Origin of the sequence: Bradyrhizobium sp. LB11.1 (genome assembly GCF_040549385.1) — a bacterium.
GTDB lineage: Bacteria > Pseudomonadota > Alphaproteobacteria > Rhizobiales > Xanthobacteraceae > Bradyrhizobium.
Genome location: NZ_JBEPTH010000002.1, coordinates 224,400 through 240,207, shown reverse-complemented (window position 1 = coordinate 240,207; position 15,808 = coordinate 224,400). Strand labels below are relative to the sequence as shown.

Here is a 15,808-nt window from a genome sequence, read left to right as displayed (position 1 = left end):
TAGCCCGGATGAAGCGCAGCGCAATCCGGGACTCTCCAGGTCGTGCAACAACCCCGGATTACGCGCAGCGCAATCCGGGCTACGGGACTGATGTTATTTCTTGCCACCGACCACGACGCCAGCCTTCTTCTCGATCGGCTTGATCGCCGCGGTGAAATCGGATTCGGCGCCTTCCGCGCTGATGACCGTCTCCCACAGGCGACCGACGGCATCAGCGACCTCCATCGACAGGCCGAGCTGCTTCATCTCCTCCAGCGCCAGCCGCACGTCCTTCACCATCAATCCTGTGGCGAAGCCGAAATCGAAGGTTCGCGGCAGCACCGAGCGCGGAAACTTGTCGCGGCTCGCGGTGTTCATGCCCGAGCCGGAATTGATGACGTCGATCATCACGGCCGGATCGAGCCCGGCCTTGACGCCCATCACCACCGCTTCCGACGTCGCCACGATGGCGGTGGCCGAGAGGAAATTGTTGGCGAGCTTCATGGTCTGCGCCGCGCCGGGCTTCTCGCCGATGAAGAACACCTTTCCGATCACATCGAGTGCGGGCTTCAACAGCTCGAACTCTGCCCTCGGTCCGGACACCATCACCGCCAGCGTGCCCTTCTCCGCGCCGCCGACGCCGCCGGACACCGGGCAGTCGATCTGCACGATGTTGCGTTTTGCCAGAAGGCCGTGAATCCTCGCCGCCATCTGCGAGCCGACGGTCGAGAGATCGATGAACCGCCTGACGTGGCTCCCCTCGATGACGCCGTTCGCGCCCGTCGCGACCTCGAGCGAGGCCTGCAGCGACGGCAGGCTCGCCATCACCGTCTCGACCTTGTCGGCGACCTCCTTCGGCGACGTCGCAGCCGTGGCGCCGCGCCCGACCAGCTTGTCGACGACCTCCTTGCGGGTGTCGAACACGACGAGCTTATGGCCGGCCTCGATCAGTCGCCGCGCCATCGGGAAACCCATGTTTCCGAGGCCGATGAATCCGATATCCATAGTGCTATTTCCTTCCCGTCGTCATTGCGAGGAGCGAAACCACCAAGCAATCCAGACTGTTGCCAGTGTGGAATTCTGGATTGCTTCGCTTCGCTCGCAATGACGGAGCAATAGAGTTAAGAGCGGTTGGCTTGGCTCACGCCTTCCCATCAATCTCCGCGAACACCTCGCGCGCGATGCGGAAGCTGTCGACGGCGGCCGGCATGCCGCCATAGATCGCGACCTGCATCAGGATCTCGCGGATCTCGTCGCGGCTGACGCCGTTGGTGAGCGCGCCCTTCAGATGCGCGCGGAATTCGTGCTGGCGGTTGAGGATCGCGATCATCGCAATGTTGAGCATGCTGCGGGTTTTGCGCGGCAGCTCCTCGCGGCCCCACACCGTGCCCCAGCAATATTCGTTGAGCATTTCCTGGAACGGACGGTTGAAGTCGTCGACGCTTTTCAGCGCGTTGTTGACATAGGCTTCGCCCAGCACCGCTTTGCGGACTTCCAGGCCCTTGTCGTGCATCTTCTTGTCCATGGCGTTCCTCTACTTCCCTTGCATTTCCTTTGGAATGGCGCCGCGGAAACTACGAGGTTGCGTCGGACCAGTCACGTCCTCGTGTTATGCGGGAAAAGGGGTGTCTCCCGTGCAGGAACGGATGCCTCAGTGCCGCCGTTGTGGTACGCTTAACTCTGCCGGGTAACCTGGAGAGTTGATTGAACGGCGTCACCCCCGACCCGTCAGACCCGATCCGCGATGATGAGGCTCTGTCGCGGCTGAAGCTGGCGCAGGCCCTGAAGCGGTCCACTTATGCCATCGCATGGGAGCGTGCCTGGCCGGGTCTGGCGCGTGTTCTCACCGTCATCGGCTTGTTTCTGGTGGTGTCCTGGGCCGGACTCTGGCTGGCGCTGCCATTTGTCGCCCGTGCGATCGGTCTCGTCATTTTCGCAGGCCTTGCCGCTGTCGCCCTGTTCCCCCTGATTCGGTTTCGCTGGCCAAGCCGCGAAGAGGCGCTTGCCCGGCTCGACCGTGGTTCGGGCATCCGTCATCGGCCCGCCACGACGCTCACGGACACGCTGACCTCGCAGGACCCGGTGGCGCAGGCGCTTTGGCAGGCGCAGCGAGAGCGCACGCTGGCCTCGCTCAAGCGCATCCGCGCCGGTTTGCCGCACCCGCGCCTCGCCATCCATGACCCCTGGGCGCTGCGTGCGCTGGTCATGGTGATGCTGGTCGCGACCTTCTTCGCCGCCGGCGATGAGCGCGGATTGCGGCTGGGCGCGGCCTTCGACTGGAACGGCGTGCTGGCGCCGACCAATGTCCGCGTCGACGCCTGGGTCACGCCGCCACTCTACACCGGCAAGCCGCCGGTGATCCTGTCGGCCGCCAACAAGGAGGCCGCCGCACTTCCCGCCAGCGGCCCGCTCGCCGTTCCCGCCGGTTCGACCCTGATCGTGCGCTCCTCCGGCGGGAGCCTCGATGTCGTGGTTTCCGGCGGCCTCAAGGAGGCCGAACCGACCGAAGCCGCGCCCAAGGGGACCAACGAGAAGCATTTCACCATCACCGGCGATGGTACCGCGCATGTCCGCGCGCCCTCGGGCCAGCCGCAATGGGCCTTTGCGGCGACGCCGGACCATCCGCCGACGATCGCGCTCGCCAAGGATCCGGAGCGCCAGGCGCGCGGCGCGCTCCAGCTCGTCTACAAGATCGAAGACGATTACGGCGTCACCGGCGCCGAGGCGCAAGTTGCCCCGCGCTCCGCAGATGCCGGCAAGGACAATGATCGCAAGACCGCGGCGCGGCCCCTGTTCCAGCCGCCGCAATTCCCGCTCGTGCTGCCGAACGCGCGCACCCGTAACGGCGTCGGCCAGACGGTGAAGGATCTCAGCGAGGATCCCTATGCCGGCGCCGATGTCATGCTGACGCTCACCGCCAAGGACGAGGCCGGCAACGAGGCGAAGAGCGAACCGTTCAACATGCGGCTGCCCGAGCGGCTGTTCAGCAAGCCGTTGGCGCGTGCGCTGATCGAGCAGCGCCGCATCCTCGCGCTCGACGCCAACAAAAACTCCGACGTCTACACCGCGCTCGACGCGCTGATGATCGCGCCCGAACTGTTCACGCAGGAGATCGGGCAATATCTCGGCCTCTACAGTGTCACGCGCCAGCTCGAGGCCGCGCGCACGGATGATTCATTGCGCGAGGTCGTGGCGAGCCTGTGGGCGCTCGCGGTGACGATCGAGGACGGCAACATCTCCGACGTCGAGAAGGCGTTGCGCGCGGCGCAGGACGCGTTGAAACAGGCGCTGGAGCGTGGCGCCAGCGACGAGGAGATCAAGAAGCTCACGCAGGATCTACGGGCGGCGCTCGACAATTTCATGCGCCAGCTCGCCGAGCAGTTCCGCAACAACAAGGATGCCCAAAATCTCGCGCGTCCGCTTGATCCCAACACCAAGATCCTGCGCCAGCAGGACCTCCAGAACATGATCGACCGCATGGAGCGCCTGTCGCGCTCCGGTGACAAGGATGGGGCCAAGCAGTTGCTCGACCAGCTCCAGCAGATGCTTGAGGGGCTTCAGATGGCGCAGCCGGGACAGTCCGGCGAAAGCGACATGGAGCAGGCGCTCAACGAACTTGGCGACATGATCCGCAAGCAGCAGCAATTGCGCGACAAGACCTACAAGCAGGGCCAGGATTCCCGGCGCGACCGCATGCGCGGCAAGCAGCAGCCTGGCGACCAGTCGATGTCGGACCTCCAGCAGGACCAGCAGTCGTTGCGCGACCGCTTGAAGAAGCTCCAGGACGAAATGGCCAAGCGCGGCCTCGCGCAGAAGGGTCAGAAAGGCCAGCAAGGACAGAAGGGCCAGCAAGGTCAGCAAGGCGACCAGGGTCAGCCCGGCCAGGATGGCGATCAGGATGCCGACCAGGGTGATGATGACGGCGGGCTCGATTCCGCCGACAACGCCATGGGCGATGCGGGCTCGAAACTCGGCGATGGCAATGCCGACGGCGCGGTTGATTCCCAGGGCAAGGCGCTGGATGCGATGCGCAAGGGTGCGCAGAAGATGGCCGAGGCGATGCAGCAGGGCGACGGCGACGGCCAGGGCGACGGTCCCGGCAATCGTGCCGGACGCCAGCAGAGCGGCGGCAACCAGACCGACCCGCTCGGGCGTCCGCTGCACGGCCGCGAATTCGGCGATGATTATACGGTCAAGATCCCCGGCGAGATCGATGTCCAGCGCGTCCGTCGCATCCTCGAAGAACTCCGCCGCCGCCTCGGCGACCCCTCGCGCCCGCAGATCGAACTCGACTATATCGAGCGGCTGCTGAAGGATTTTTGAGGGCTACGCTCTCGCCTCATCCTCCGTCATTGCGAGCGCAGCGAAGCAATCCAGACTGTCTCCGCGGAAAGATTCTGGATTGCTCCGCTGCGCTCGCAATGACGACGTTGGAGCAGTGCGGTAGCTCGGACAAGCCGCTCATGCGGGCTACGACACTGGCGTCGCAGCTACCCCTTCTTCGCCGCAAGCGCATCCGCCACCGCCGTGCGAATGTCCGCGACCGAGAACGGCTTGGTCACGACGTCATGCACCAGCGCATTGAGGTTCGATGCCCGCTCGCGCTGATCGGCAAAGCCGGTCATCAGCAAAATGGTCAGCTGGGGAAAATCACGCGCGGCGGAGAGTGCGAGCGCGATGCCGTCCATCACCGGCATCTGGATATCGGTGAGCAACAGGTCGAACGCGCCGTCCTCGCGGGTCAGGATTTCCAGCGCTTCGGCGCCGTCCTGTGCGGTGACGGTCTCATGGCCATCCATGGCGATGGCGCGCGCCACCAGCTGGCGCATCGAATCCTCGTCATCGGCGATCAATATTCTTGGCATGGGACCAACCTCCCGTGCGGACCTTGCGGACTTGATTATACGCTGCCGCCGGCAATGTCGCGCCGGTTGAAGAAGCGAACGTCGATATTGCGGCCTTCCGGCGGCGGCGAGGCCAGGCGCGAGCGGAAGAAGGCGCGCTCGCCGGGTTGCAGCACGGTCTGCTCCAGCACCGAATTCCAGGCGTAGATCTCGGCGCCTTGCGCGTCGCGCACGGCAAAGCGCAAGCGCGGGATATCGAGCGCCTTCTTGCCCTGGCCGACGATCACGCCCTCGATCACCAGCACCTGCTTGCCGTCCACGGTCTCGCTGGAGAGCTTGACGTCCTTGAAGGCGAGCCCGCGCAGATTCACTTCGAGGCCGGCCATCTTGTAGAAGGCCGCGGTCTGCGGCAGCAGCCGGACCATGTCGCCGCGCCAGATCACCAGCGCCAGCACCACCGCACCCATGGCGGCGCAGGCAGTCGGCAGGCCGAAATAGGACCTTCGCCGGGCCACGGCCGGGGCCGGGCGGCTCACCTTTGCCCCACGGCGGCTGAACAGGCCGCTGAACCAGGACTGGTGCTGCGCGCCGACGACTTCCTCCTCGGCTTCCCGGGCCGCCGCCGACCACTCGTCCTCCGGCTCGGCAGCGTCCTCGGTCGGCCAGTCGCTGGCGATCGAGGGGCTGTCGACCACCGGGGTCTCGGCGGCATCGTCCTTGGCGTAGGAGTTCCACTGCTCGGCGAGGTCGGACTGGTCGTCGGCCTGGCTGGCCGCGGCCATGGCCGGTACGGCCACCTCCTCGACGGCATCCTCCGGATGCGCCATCCAGGTCTCCTTGCAGCGGGAACAACGAACCGTCCGGCCGTTGGCCCCAAGGCTTGCAAGCTTGATGGCGTAGGATGTCGTACAATGGGGGCAGACGATATGCATGGACGGCCTCGACCAAGACTTGTCGCGCGGAACCGGGCGCCAAGGAAACTGCTAAGGATATTGTCGAGGATGCTACAGGGCGACCGTTAACGAACCGGAAACCATAACGGCCGCACAACCCCTTGATCGCATGCGGCGAAATCTCGCTGGCAACGCGCCTGCGTCACCTCTCGAACGGAGCTGAGCTTGGTTCGGTTCGAAAATGTCGGATTGCGTTACGGTCTGGGGCCGGAGGTCCTGCGCGACCTCAGTTTCCAGATCCCGGCGCATTCGTTCCAGTTCCTCACCGGCCCGTCCGGCGCCGGCAAGACGTCGTTGCTGCGCCTGTTGTTCCTGTCGCATCGGCCGACGCGGGGCCTCGTCAATCTGTTCGGCCACGACATCTCCCAGCTCGGCAAGGATGAGATCGCGGATCTGCGCAAGCGCATCGGCATCGTGCTGCAGGATTTCCGCTTGCTCGACCACATGACGACTTACGAGAACGTGGCGCTGCCGTTCCGCGTCATGGGCCGCAGTGAATCGAGCTACCGCAAGGAGGTCATCGACCTCCTGCGCTGGGTGGGTTTGGGCGAGCGTATGGATGCGCTGCCGCCGATTTTGTCCGGTGGCGAGAAGCAGCGCGCGGCGATTGCGCGCGCGGTGATCTCGCGACCGCAACTGCTGCTCGCGGACGAGCCGACCGGCAGCGTCGATCCGACGCTGGGGCGACGATTGCTCCGGCTTTTCATCGAGCTCAACAAATCAGGCACCGCCGTTATTATCGCAACCCACGACATCGCGCTGATGGACCAGTACGAAGCGCGCCGCTTCGTCCTGCATCAGGGACGGTTGCACGTCTATGAGTAGGACCGACGAGCGCGGCGTATTGATCGATCTCGGACAGGAGCGTCCGCAGCTTCCGGCCAGGGCGCGCAACATGTCGCCAATCGTGCCGCGCGCCTCGATCCATGGCCGCGCGCTGGTCGCCGTCGTCGCCATCATGACCTTTCTTGCTTCGATGACAACGGGCACGGTGCTGCTGGTGAGCGCCTCGGCCGCGGAATGGCAGTCGGATGTCGCGAGCGAGATCACCATCCAGGTCCGCCCACAATCGGGACGCGACATCGAGCGCGATACGGCCGCCGTCACCGAGGCGATGCGCGCGCAAGGCGGCATTGTCGAGGTCAAGCCGTTCACCAAGGAGGAGAGCGGCAAGCTGCTCGAGCCCTGGCTCGGCACCGGGCTCTCGATGGACGATCTGCCGGTGCCGCGCATGATCATCGCGCGCGTACAGCCGGGCACCGCGCTCGATCTCGGCGCTTTGCGCGCGCGTGTGACGCAGGTGGCGCCAAGCGCCAGCGTCGACGATCACCGCGCCTGGATCGAACGGATGCGCTCAATGACCAATGCCACCGTGTTCGCCGGCATCGGCATCCTTGCGCTCGTCATCGTCGCGACCATCATCTCGGTCTCGTTCGCGACCCGCGGCGCGATGGCGGCGAACCGCCCGATCGTCGAGGTTCTGCATTTCGTCGGCGCCGGCGACCGCTACATCGCCAATCACTTTCTGCGGCATTTCCTCAGGCTCGGCCTCGAGGGCGGTGTCATCGGTGGCGGCGTCGCCATGCTGCTGTTCGGCTTCTCGGAGTCGATCGCCGGCTGGTTTTCCGGCACCCCGGTCGGCGACCAGTTCGCAGCCCTGCTCGGCACCTTCTCGCTGCGACCGTCCGGCTATGTCGTGCTCGCGGTGCAGGCCGTCCTGATCGGCGCGATCACAGCGGTCGCCTCGCGCCAGACGCTGTTTGCGACGTTGAATGACGTCGACTAGGCCGATAAACCGGACTCCACTTCGCCTCAAAACGTCCTAAAATAATCCGGGGAAGGGATCACCGACATCATATGACCTCGCCGACCGACGATCGATCGCCGAAACTGCCGCGCGGCTGGCTCCGCGCGACCGTCGTCTCGACGATTGCGTTCGTCCTTGTTGGCGCGGCGGCGGGCTTCGTCGCGTTCCTGTCGCAATTGCGCGGCGCCGAGATCGCGCCGGATCGCAAGGCTGACGGCATCGTGGTGCTGACCGGGGGTTCTTCGCGGGTGTCGGATGCGATGGAACTGCTGGCGGCCGGTTACGGCAAAAGGCTTTTGATCTCGGGCGTGCATCCGACCTCGACGGCGAGCGACATCTCCCGGACGCTGCCGGAGAACCAGTCCTTCATGACCTGCTGCGTCGATCTCGACCGCACCGCGCTCACGACCCGTGGGAATGCGGAGGAGGCGCGGCGCTGGGCCGAGGGGCGTGGCTTCAAATCGCTGATCGTGGTCACCTCGAACTATCACATGCCGCGCGCGCTGGTGGAATTCTCGCATGTGATGCCGGAAACCGCGCTGATCCCGTTCGTCGTGGTCGGTGACAAATGGCGCGACGAGCCGTGGTGGACCTCGGCCTCGACGCTGCGGCTGCTGTTGTCCGAATATGTCAAATATGTCGCGGCGGAGCTCAGGGTGCGGCTGGAAGATTTCGGGATTGACCTTTCGCCAGAAGTGTCGGAGCAGCCTGCGGGTCTGCAATCCAGGCGGCCTGCCACGGCGCAGGCCAATTGATCGGATTTTCGATGTTCCTGATTTTCCTGCGCTCGCTGCTGTTCAACGTGCTGTTCTACACGGTGCTGGTGGGCCTCGCGATCGTGGCGCTGCCGACCTTCGCGTTGCCGCCGCGGGCCATGCTGACTGTTGCCAAATGGTGGGCGAGGGCGACGGTTTTCCTGATGCGCGTGGTCTGCAACATCAGGGTGGAATTCCGCGGCGTCGAGAAGATCCCGCAGGGACCGCTGGTGATCGTGGCGAAGCACCAGTCGTTCTGGGAGACGTTCGTGCTGCCGGGCTTCTTCAACCGCCCGATCTTCATTCTCAAGCGTCAGCTCATGCAGATTCCGGTGTTCGGTCAGTTCCTGGTCAAGACCGGGATGATCGCGATCGACCGCAATGCCGGCGTCAAGGCGCTGCTGGACATGACGCGTCGCGCGCGCGAGGCGGTGCGCGCAGGCGGCCAGCTCGTGATCTTTCCGGAAGGCACACGTCGCGCGCCGGGGGCGCCGCCTGACTACAAGACCGGCTTTGCGCAGATCTATTCGTCCTGCGGCGTGCAGTGCCTGCCGATCGCGCTGAACTCCGGCCTGTTCTGGCCGCGCCGGACTTTCATGCGCTATCCCGGCACGCTGGTGGTGGAGTTCCTCGATCCGCTGCCGCCGGGTCTGCCCAAGAACGAATTTCTCATGCGCGTGCAGACGGCGATCGAAGATGCGACCGGCCGCCTCGTCGAAGCTGGCCGCAAGGAGCAGGAGCAGTTGATCGGCAGTGCACCGAGCTACGCTCCGTCAGAGAGCTAGCGGCTGTCTCTGTTGTTGTCGGGAGCCGGCGCGTGCAGCGAATGCGCGTCGCCATGCAGCATCGTCGCGAGCTGATGCAATTGCGTGTCGCGAAACCCCTCGGCCTCGATCGCCTTGACGGTCGCCGTCACATAGTCGCGATTGGCGCCGGACTGGCCATGGCCCTGCAGCACATGGCGATGCTGGTCGGCGAGCGACAGCCGGCCGGCATACTGCACATGCCCGCGGTCGACGACATAGGCGAGCGCAGAGACGCGCTCACGCGCTTCGTTCTCCAGCCACACCGAGCGCATCACCTCGCGATAGACCGACGTCACCTGCTCGCGTGCGCGCAGATAGCCGACGATTTCGGCGCGGTTCTTTTCAGCGACGCGGAAGGCGATGCCGCGGCAGGCGCCGCCCCGGTCGAGCCCCAGCACCAGGCCCGGCTGCTCCGGCGTGCCGCGATGCACGAAGGAATAGACGCAGAGCGCGCGATGCTCGCCGACCAGCCGCGCCGGGACGCGCTCCTCGAATTCGAAGCCCGGCCGCCACATCAGCGAGCCGTAGCCGAACACCCAGAGGTCGCCCTTGGCTGTGGTGACGGAGGGGAGGGTGATTTCCGACATTTCGGGCACGGCTAACAGAACCGCGCCCCCAAGCGAAGCGAATTCTCCGCCTTTCGTCGGAGGCCGGCCTCGCTTACATTTGACAAAATCTGGGGTCAAAGGGTCGCCGCATGTCCGATATGACCGTTGCCGCGGGCCGGCGCTCCCGTTGGGGGCTCTTCATTGCTCCCGTCCTCCTCCTGATCCTTGCAGTCGCCTGGAGCGGCTTCTGGTTCTATGCGGCCTCGCAGGCCGAGGTCGCTGCCGATGCCTGGCGCGCGCAGGAGGCGAAATCCGGCCGCATCTATGACTGCGCCAAGCGCTCGATTGCCGGCTTCCCGTTCCGCTTCGAGGTCCAGTGCTCCGGCGCCAGCGTCGCGCTGGTCTCGCAGAATGCGAGCAAGACGCCGTTCACGGCCAAGCTCGACAACATTCTGGTTCTGGCGCAGGTCTACGATCCCAAGCACATCATCGCCGAGTTTTCGGCGCCGGCAACGCTGACCGATGGTGTCACGCAAAACACCTTCGTGGTGAACTGGAGCAAGGGCCGCAGCAGCGTGGTCGGCTTGCCGGCTATCCCGGACCGCGCCTCCATCGTGTTCGACGATCCCAGCATCAATCGGATGGACGGTAACGTGCAGGTGCCGCTCGCGCGCGCCAAGCAGATTGAGCTGCATGGGCGCATCGCGGACGGATCGCCGGCCGATCACCCCGTGATCGAGACCGTGCTCCAGATCGCGCAGGGCAGCATCCAGGGCGTTCATCCCTTGCTCGCCGAGCCGTTCGAAGCCGACACCCGCGCGAAGATCACGGGGCTCTCCGACCTCACGCCAAAACCCTGGCCGCAGCGCTTCCGCGAGATCCAGGCGGCCGGCGGTCATATCGAGATCGTGCAGTCGCGGATCCAGCAGGGCGAGATGATCGCGGTCGCGGCGGGCACGCTGGGCCTCTCGGCCAATGGCCGACTAGATGGCGAATTGCAGATGACGGTGACCGGCCTCGAGCGCGTCATCCCGGCGCTCGGCATCGAGAAGATGCTGGAGGAGGGCGTGCCGCAGGCGACGCTTGATCGCGTCGCGCCCGGCGTGAAATCAAAGGACCTCAATAATCTTTTCGGCGCGCTCGACCGGGCTATTCCCGGCCTCGGCAAGGTCATCAAGCAGAACGCCAACGCCGGCGTTGCCGCCGGGATCAACTCGATCGGCACCGAGAGCACGCTCGAGGGCAAGAAGGCCCGCAGCTTCCCGCTGAAATTCGTCGACGGCGCCGTGCTGCTCGGCCCGGTCAAGGTCGGTGAGATCCCGCCGCTGTATTGATTCCTGTAGCCCGGATGGAGCGCAGTGAAATCCGGGACAGCGCCAACCGTATCCAGAAATCCCGGATTGCGCTTCGCTCCATCCGGGCTACGAACCCACGTCACGGTCTCTTCGCTGGATTGTGATCGTCTGCCGGGAATGCGGAGCCGCCAAGCCCGCTCTCTCTCCATGTCGACTGCCCACTGAAGTGGGGCCGCCGAGGCAGGAGAGAATATCATGTCCACGTCAAAACTGTTGGTTGCCGCCATCGCCGTCACGGCTGCGTTCGCGACGCCTGCGTTCGCGCAGTGGCAGTCGCATGAGCCGGCTGCGTACGAAGCCCAATTCCCGAACGGCGACCGTCATCTCGCGAGCCCGGCGAGGCGCGATATCATGCCCTACGTGTCTTCCGCGAAATCACCGCGCCCCACGGTGATCCGCGCGACCAAGGGAAAATAGCCGCCATTCCCCTTGAGACGTTGCGCGTCGCGGAGTTGGGCCCGGCCATGTCCGGTCGGGCCCAATGCGCGCTGCATGTGAGGCGGTCATGCGCGTGCGGATCGGACAAGCGGCGAAAATATTCCGAACATGATCGTCAGGAAAACGTGATGCAGAAGATGCGCGGGCCTGCGAATAACAGCCGGCCCATTCAAATCACTCCACACCAGGGAAGCACGCACGCGCCGGAGGAGGCGCGACCATCAGGACAAGCTTCCCAAGTGGAGGGAGGCTTACGTGCGGATCATCAACTACGGGCTGATGCTGGGACTACTCGCTGCCTGTTCGGGACAGGCGCGTGCCGACGACACTGTCACAACCGAAATCCAGGCGTTGAAGGCGAAGCTGAAGGAGCTGCAGCAGCGGGTGGATTCGGAGGCGCGTAAGACGCGTCAAGTCGAAGCAGTGCAGGCCAAAGTCATGCCGATGCCGGGGATCTACAAGGCACTCCCCGTCGAGGCATGTGCGGGCGGCAAGGTCTGCTACAAGGGCGTCACGCTGACATTCGGCGGCTGGGTCGATCTCACCGGTATCTACCGTTCGCGCAACATCGCCTCCGACACCGGCTCGGTTTTCAATTTCATCCCCTATCAGCAGGCTCACAATTTCTACTTCCCGGAGACGCGGTTCTCCGCGCGCCAGAGCAGGTTCTCCGTGCTCGCCGAAGGCAATGCCGATCCCGATACACATCTCGCCGGTTACGGCGAAATCGACTTCGAGGGCGCGGCGCAGACGGCGAGCTCGGTTGCCACCAACTCCTTCAACCCGCGGATGCGGCAGCTCAGTCTCGAGCTCGACCGGACCGATCTCGGCCTGCACTTCCTGGCTGGCCAATCCTGGTCGCTGAACGCGCCGACCAAGACGGGCATAGATCCCCGCGGTGTCGATGCGCCCGGCGTTATCGACTTCGAATCCGTCCCGGGTTTTCTGGCGGCACGACAACCGGGTCTGCGCGTCTGGAAGGATATCGGTCCCGAGTTCAAGCTTGCGGCGTCCGTTGAAAATGCGCAGACCGCCTTCTTCGGCGGCAACACGCCGACGGTCGGCACGCCCGCGGTCGGTCCGCAGGGCGTGCTGAACCCGAACCTTCAGGTCAATCTGACCGGACCGGGCGGCAGCTTCTTCAACAACCTCAACAATGTCAGCTTGAACCAAATGCCTGACTTGACCGTCAAGGCGGCGTGGGATCCGCGGCTCGGACCCTACAAGCTGCACGTCGAAGCCTGGGCGCTTTATCGCCAGCTGTTCGATCGCTTCAACGGTGCCAACCACACCTACGACACCGGCAGCTTCGGCGGTCACGTGTTCGCCGAACTGATTCCGAAGACCCTCGACCTCCAGCTCTACGGCGCGCATGGCGTGCTCGGCCGCTTCACCGCGACGCCGTTCCCCGATGCGGCGGTGGCGCAGGACGGCACGGTGCTGCCACTGACGATCACCGCGGCCGCGGTCGGCCTGATCTGGCACGCAACGCCGAGCCTCGATGTCTACAGCTACGCCGGCCTCGAAAAGGCCAAGGCCAATTTCGCCAATGTCGGGACCACTCCGTTCGGTTACGGCAATCCGCTCTACAACAACACCGGCTGCTTCACCGAGAACACGCCGGCCGCGACCTGTAACGGCAACACCAGGGAAGTTCGGCAGATCACCGCCGGCATCTACGACACCATCTACCAGGGCAATTACGGCACGCTGAAAGCCGGCGTGCAGTACTCCTACACGCAGCGGTTCGCCTTCGCCGGTGTCGGCGGCGCGCCCAAGACCGACGACAACATCGTCATGACGCAGATCCGGTACTATCCGTTCTAATCTTCAGAGGACGGCAATTGTCCGACGGTCTTCTGATCCTTCGGCTCGCGCACGTCGTCGCCCGGCTTGGCCTGGCGATGACGGGTGCGGTCGGCGCCACCTTCGTCGCCGCATTGCTGATGCGGGTCGAGCTGCCCTGGTTCGACACGGTCGAATTCACAATCTTGCTGATCGTACTCGGCATGATCGGCGCCTATCTCGGGATCGACATCCCCCGCTGGCCGCAGCTTCAGGCAGGGCCGGCGCGTCGATCGCCCGCGATTGGTCTTGCCAGCGCGACCGGCACATTCCTCGCGGCCGGAGCCGGCCTGCTCGCGCTCTATGCTTTCGTCTTCGACGAGACGTCAGATCCCGCCGGCAATCTCCTGTTCGGCGCCACCTGGATGCTGGGCGTGTGCATGCAGATCGGCGCAGGCGTTGCCGGCCGACGCCGCATCGCGCGGATCAAGGATCGCTGTTAGCCCGGCTTCTTGTCGAGCTGCCCGTGCTGGCGGCCGAAATCTGCGGCGGCCGAATCCTGGCCGATCTCGACGATGCCGCGGCGGATGGCGCGGGTGCGGGTGAAGTGATCGAACAGCGCTTCGCCGTCACCGCGACGGATCGCGCGGGTGAGCTTTGCCAGATCCTCGGTGAAGGTGCCGAGCATCTCCAGCACCGCATCCTTGTTGGCGAGGAAGACGTCGCGCCACATCGTTGGATCCGAGGCTGCGATGCGCGTGAAGTCGCGGAAGCCGCCGGCGGAGAATTTGATGACCTCGGACTCGGTCACCTGCTGCAGCTCGTCGGCGGTGCCGACGATGGTGTAGGCGATCAGGTGCGGCAGATGGCTGGTGATCGCGAGCACGAGATCATGATGATCCGGCGTCATCACCTCGACCTTGGCACCCATTGCCGCCCAGAACGCGCGCAGATGGGCGGTGGCCGCGGCGTCGGTGCCTTCCGGCGGCGTCAAGATGCACCAGCGATTGATGAAGAGCTCGGCGAAGCCGGAATCCGGACCCGAATGTTCGGTGCCCGCGACCGGATGCGCCGGCACGAAATGAACAGTTTTCGGCAGATGCGGTGCCATATCCTTGACGATCGCACCCTTGACCGAGCCGACGTCGGAGATGACAGCGCCGGGTTTCAGATGCGCAGCGATCTCCTGCGCCACCGGCCCGCAGGCGCCGACGGGAATACAGAGGATGACGAGATCGGCATCCTTCACCGCTTCCGCATTGGTCGCCACGACCTGATCGACGATACCGAGTTCCATCACCCGCGCGCGCGTCTTCTCAGAGCGTGCGGTGGTGACGATCTCGGAAGCCAGGCCCTGAAGCTTCGCAGCGCGCGCGATCGAGCCGCCGATCAGACCGAAGCCGATCAGTGCGACGCGCTGGAAGTGCGGGTCCACGCTCATTTGCCTGCCATGAAGTCGCGCAAGCCGTCGACGACGAGGCGGTTGGCCTCTTCGGTGCCGATGGTCATGCGTAGCGCATGGTGCAGGCCGTAATTCTTCAGCCCGCGCAGCACGAGTCCGCGCTTGGTGAGATAGGCATCGGCCGCGTCCGAGGTCTTCCCGGTCTCCGGGAAATGGATCAGCACGAAATTGGCGACGCCCGGCGTCACCTTCAGCCCGAGCTTGCCGATCTCCTCGGTCAGCCAGTTGCGCCAGGTCTCGGTGAACTGCTTCGACATCGCCTGGTGCGCGGTGTCCTCGATCGCGGCGACCGCGGCATACATCGCCGGCGTCGACACGTTGAAGGGACCGCGGATGCGGTTGACCGCGTCGATGATGTGCTCGGGGCCGAACATCCAGCCGATCCGCAGCGCGGCAAGGCCGTGGATCTTGGAGAAGGTGTGCGTCACCACCGTATTGTCGGTGGTGGCGACCAGCTCGATCCCCATCTCGTAGTCATTGCGCGAGACGTAGTCGCAATAGGCGGCGTCCAGCACCAGCAGCACATGCGAGGGCAGGCCGGCGCGCAGGCGCTTGACCTCGTCGAACGGGATATAGGTGCCGGTCGGGTTGTTGGGGTTGGCGAGCCAGACCAGCTTCGTCTTCGGCGTCACCGCCTTGAGGATGGCGTCGACGTCGCAGGTCAGGTTCATCTCGGCCGCGACCACGTTCCTGGCGCCGACGGCCATGGTCGCGATCGGGTAGACCAGGAAGCCGTGCGTGGTCGAGATCGCCTCGTCGCCGTGGCTGAGATAGGTGTGGGCGAGCAGATTGAGGATCTCGTCCGAGCCGGCGCCGCAGATGATGCGGTTGGGATCGAGCCCGAAAGAACGGCCGATCGCTTCGCGCAGCACGCGCGAGGTTCCTTCCGGGTAGTCTTCCAGATGGTCCGCGACGTGCTTGAAGGCCTCGATCGCCTTGGGGGAGGGTCCGAACGGGGTCTCGTTGGCCGAAAGCTTGAACACCTTGCGGCCCGGCTCTGCGACCGGGCTCTTGCCGGGCGTGTAGGGCGCAATATCGAGAATGCCGGGATTCGGCACGGGGCGGGACATCATTAA

At 64.9% G+C, this 15,808-nt stretch carries 16 protein-coding genes; 9 read left to right on the top strand and 7 right to left on the bottom strand.

From position 1 onward, the window contains the following. Positions 1-93: 93 nt before the first annotated feature. Together ABIA96_RS05000 and ABIA96_RS04995 are read right to left on the bottom strand one after the other, a co-directional pair. The gene (locus tag ABIA96_RS05000; protein ID WP_354135915.1) at positions 94-984 is read right to left on the bottom strand and encodes an NAD(P)-dependent oxidoreductase; all 891 of its coding nucleotides are present in this window, start codon (positions 982-984) and stop codon (positions 94-96) included. A gap of 136 nt (positions 985-1,120) precedes the next feature. Continuing rightward, on the bottom strand, positions 1,121-1,504 hold the full coding sequence (locus ABIA96_RS04995) for a carboxymuconolactone decarboxylase family protein (RefSeq protein WP_027514149.1): 384 nt from the start codon (positions 1,502-1,504) through the stop codon (positions 1,121-1,123). A 179-nt stretch (positions 1,505-1,683) separates the two neighbouring features. Here ABIA96_RS04995 and ABIA96_RS04990 point away from each other — a divergent pair, with 179 nt between their 5' ends. Further along, the gene (locus ABIA96_RS04990) at positions 1,684-4,302 is read left to right on the top strand and encodes a TIGR02302 family protein (RefSeq protein ID WP_354135914.1); all 2,619 of its coding nucleotides are present in this window, start codon (positions 1,684-1,686) and stop codon (positions 4,300-4,302) included. Positions 4,303-4,469: 167 nt separating this feature from the next. Here ABIA96_RS04990 and ABIA96_RS04985 read toward each other — a convergent pair whose 3' ends face one another. Then, the gene (locus tag ABIA96_RS04985) at positions 4,470-4,844 is read right to left on the bottom strand and encodes a response regulator (RefSeq protein ID WP_354135913.1); all 375 of its coding nucleotides are present in this window, start codon (positions 4,842-4,844) and stop codon (positions 4,470-4,472) included. 35 nt (positions 4,845-4,879) lie between these two features. Beyond that, the gene (locus ABIA96_RS04980; protein WP_354135912.1) at positions 4,880-5,755 is read right to left on the bottom strand and encodes an MJ0042-type zinc finger domain-containing protein; all 876 of its coding nucleotides are present in this window, start codon (positions 5,753-5,755) and stop codon (positions 4,880-4,882) included. Between the two features lie 186 nt (positions 5,756-5,941). Here ABIA96_RS04980 and ftsE point away from each other — a divergent pair, with 186 nt between their 5' ends. From ftsE to ABIA96_RS04960, 4 genes are all read left to right on the top strand, one after another. Next, positions 5,942-6,601: a cell division ATP-binding protein FtsE gene (gene ftsE / locus ABIA96_RS04975; RefSeq protein WP_354135911.1), complete on the top strand. Its 660-nt coding sequence runs from the start codon at positions 5,942-5,944 to the stop codon at positions 6,599-6,601. Beyond that, positions 6,594-7,562, top strand: a complete 969-nt coding sequence (locus ABIA96_RS04970; RefSeq protein ID WP_354135910.1) for a cell division protein FtsX — start codon at positions 6,594-6,596, stop codon at positions 7,560-7,562. Before ftsE ends, ABIA96_RS04970 begins: the two co-directional genes overlap by 8 nt. A gap of 71 nt (positions 7,563-7,633) precedes the next feature. Continuing rightward, positions 7,634-8,338 (top strand): YdcF family protein, encoded by a 705-nt coding sequence (locus ABIA96_RS04965; protein ID WP_354135909.1) that lies wholly within the window; start codon positions 7,634-7,636, stop codon positions 8,336-8,338. Positions 8,339-8,349: 11 nt separating this feature from the next. Continuing rightward, complete coding sequence (locus tag ABIA96_RS04960; protein ID WP_354135908.1) at positions 8,350-9,123, top strand: lysophospholipid acyltransferase family protein; 774 nt, start codon at positions 8,350-8,352, stop codon at positions 9,121-9,123. On the opposite strand, the gene ABIA96_RS04955 is transcribed toward ABIA96_RS04960, so the two are convergent. Then, the gene (locus ABIA96_RS04955; protein ID WP_354135907.1) at positions 9,120-9,731 is read right to left on the bottom strand and encodes a gamma-glutamylcyclotransferase; all 612 of its coding nucleotides are present in this window, start codon (positions 9,729-9,731) and stop codon (positions 9,120-9,122) included. The genes ABIA96_RS04960 and ABIA96_RS04955 overlap by 4 nt on opposite strands. A 110-nt stretch (positions 9,732-9,841) precedes the next feature. Between ABIA96_RS04955 and ABIA96_RS04950 the strand changes: the two genes are divergently transcribed. The 4 genes from ABIA96_RS04950 to ABIA96_RS04935 all read left to right on the top strand — a co-directional run bounded on the left by ABIA96_RS04950 (position 9,842) and on the right by ABIA96_RS04935 (position 13,773). Next, complete coding sequence (locus ABIA96_RS04950) at positions 9,842-11,026, top strand: DUF2125 domain-containing protein (RefSeq protein WP_354135906.1); 1,185 nt, start codon at positions 9,842-9,844, stop codon at positions 11,024-11,026. A gap of 216 nt (positions 11,027-11,242) precedes the next feature. Beyond that, complete coding sequence (locus ABIA96_RS04945) at positions 11,243-11,464, top strand: hypothetical protein (RefSeq protein ID WP_354135905.1); 222 nt, start codon at positions 11,243-11,245, stop codon at positions 11,462-11,464. Between the two features lie 276 nt (positions 11,465-11,740). Then, complete coding sequence (locus ABIA96_RS04940) at positions 11,741-13,312, top strand: hypothetical protein (RefSeq protein WP_354135904.1); 1,572 nt, start codon at positions 11,741-11,743, stop codon at positions 13,310-13,312. Between the two features lie 17 nt (positions 13,313-13,329). Continuing rightward, complete coding sequence (locus ABIA96_RS04935; RefSeq protein ID WP_354135903.1) at positions 13,330-13,773, top strand: hypothetical protein; 444 nt, start codon at positions 13,330-13,332, stop codon at positions 13,771-13,773. On the opposite strand, the gene ABIA96_RS04930 is transcribed toward ABIA96_RS04935, so the two are convergent. Together ABIA96_RS04930 and ABIA96_RS04925 are read right to left on the bottom strand one after the other, a co-directional pair. Beyond that, entirely contained in the window at positions 13,770-14,711 is a 942-nt protein-coding gene (locus ABIA96_RS04930) for a prephenate/arogenate dehydrogenase family protein (RefSeq protein WP_354135902.1), read from the bottom strand. The genes ABIA96_RS04935 and ABIA96_RS04930 overlap by 4 nt on opposite strands. After that, a complete protein-coding gene (locus ABIA96_RS04925; protein ID WP_354135901.1) occupies positions 14,708-15,802 on the bottom strand; it encodes a pyridoxal phosphate-dependent aminotransferase in 1,095 nt (364 codons plus the stop codon). The genes ABIA96_RS04930 and ABIA96_RS04925 overlap by 4 nt, the downstream gene beginning before the upstream one ends. Positions 15,803-15,808 lie beyond the last annotated feature (6 nt).

What these genes read in the sequence shown, in the direction of transcription:
- ABIA96_RS05000 (WP_354135915.1), bottom strand. Translation starts at nt 984, where the DNA reads ATGGATATCGGATTCATCGGCCTCGGAAACATGGGTTTCCCGATGGCG.
- ABIA96_RS04995 (WP_027514149.1), bottom strand. Translation starts at nt 1,504, where the DNA reads ATGGACAAGAAGATGCACGACAAGGGCCTGGAAGTCCGCAAAGCGGTG.
- ABIA96_RS04985 (WP_354135913.1), bottom strand. Translation starts at nt 4,844, where the DNA reads ATGCCAAGAATATTGATCGCCGATGACGAGGATTCGATGCGCCAGCTG.
- ABIA96_RS04980 (WP_354135912.1), bottom strand. Translation starts at nt 5,755, where the DNA reads ATGCATATCGTCTGCCCCCATTGTACGACATCCTACGCCATCAAGCTT.
- ABIA96_RS04970 (WP_354135910.1), top strand. Translation starts at nt 6,594, where the DNA reads ATGAGTAGGACCGACGAGCGCGGCGTATTGATCGATCTCGGACAGGAG.
- ABIA96_RS04965 (WP_354135909.1), top strand. Translation starts at nt 7,634, where the DNA reads ATGACCTCGCCGACCGACGATCGATCGCCGAAACTGCCGCGCGGCTGG.
- ABIA96_RS04960 (WP_354135908.1), top strand. Translation starts at nt 8,350, where the DNA reads ATGTTCCTGATTTTCCTGCGCTCGCTGCTGTTCAACGTGCTGTTCTAC.
- ABIA96_RS04955 (WP_354135907.1), bottom strand. Translation starts at nt 9,731, where the DNA reads ATGTCGGAAATCACCCTCCCCTCCGTCACCACAGCCAAGGGCGACCTC.
- ABIA96_RS04950 (WP_354135906.1), top strand. Translation starts at nt 9,842, where the DNA reads ATGTCCGATATGACCGTTGCCGCGGGCCGGCGCTCCCGTTGGGGGCTC.
- ABIA96_RS04945 (WP_354135905.1), top strand. Translation starts at nt 11,243, where the DNA reads ATGTCCACGTCAAAACTGTTGGTTGCCGCCATCGCCGTCACGGCTGCG.
- ABIA96_RS04930 (WP_354135902.1), bottom strand. Translation starts at nt 14,711, where the DNA reads ATGAGCGTGGACCCGCACTTCCAGCGCGTCGCACTGATCGGCTTCGGT.
- ABIA96_RS04925 (WP_354135901.1), bottom strand. Translation starts at nt 15,802, where the DNA reads ATGTCCCGCCCCGTGCCGAATCCCGGCATTCTCGATATTGCGCCCTAC.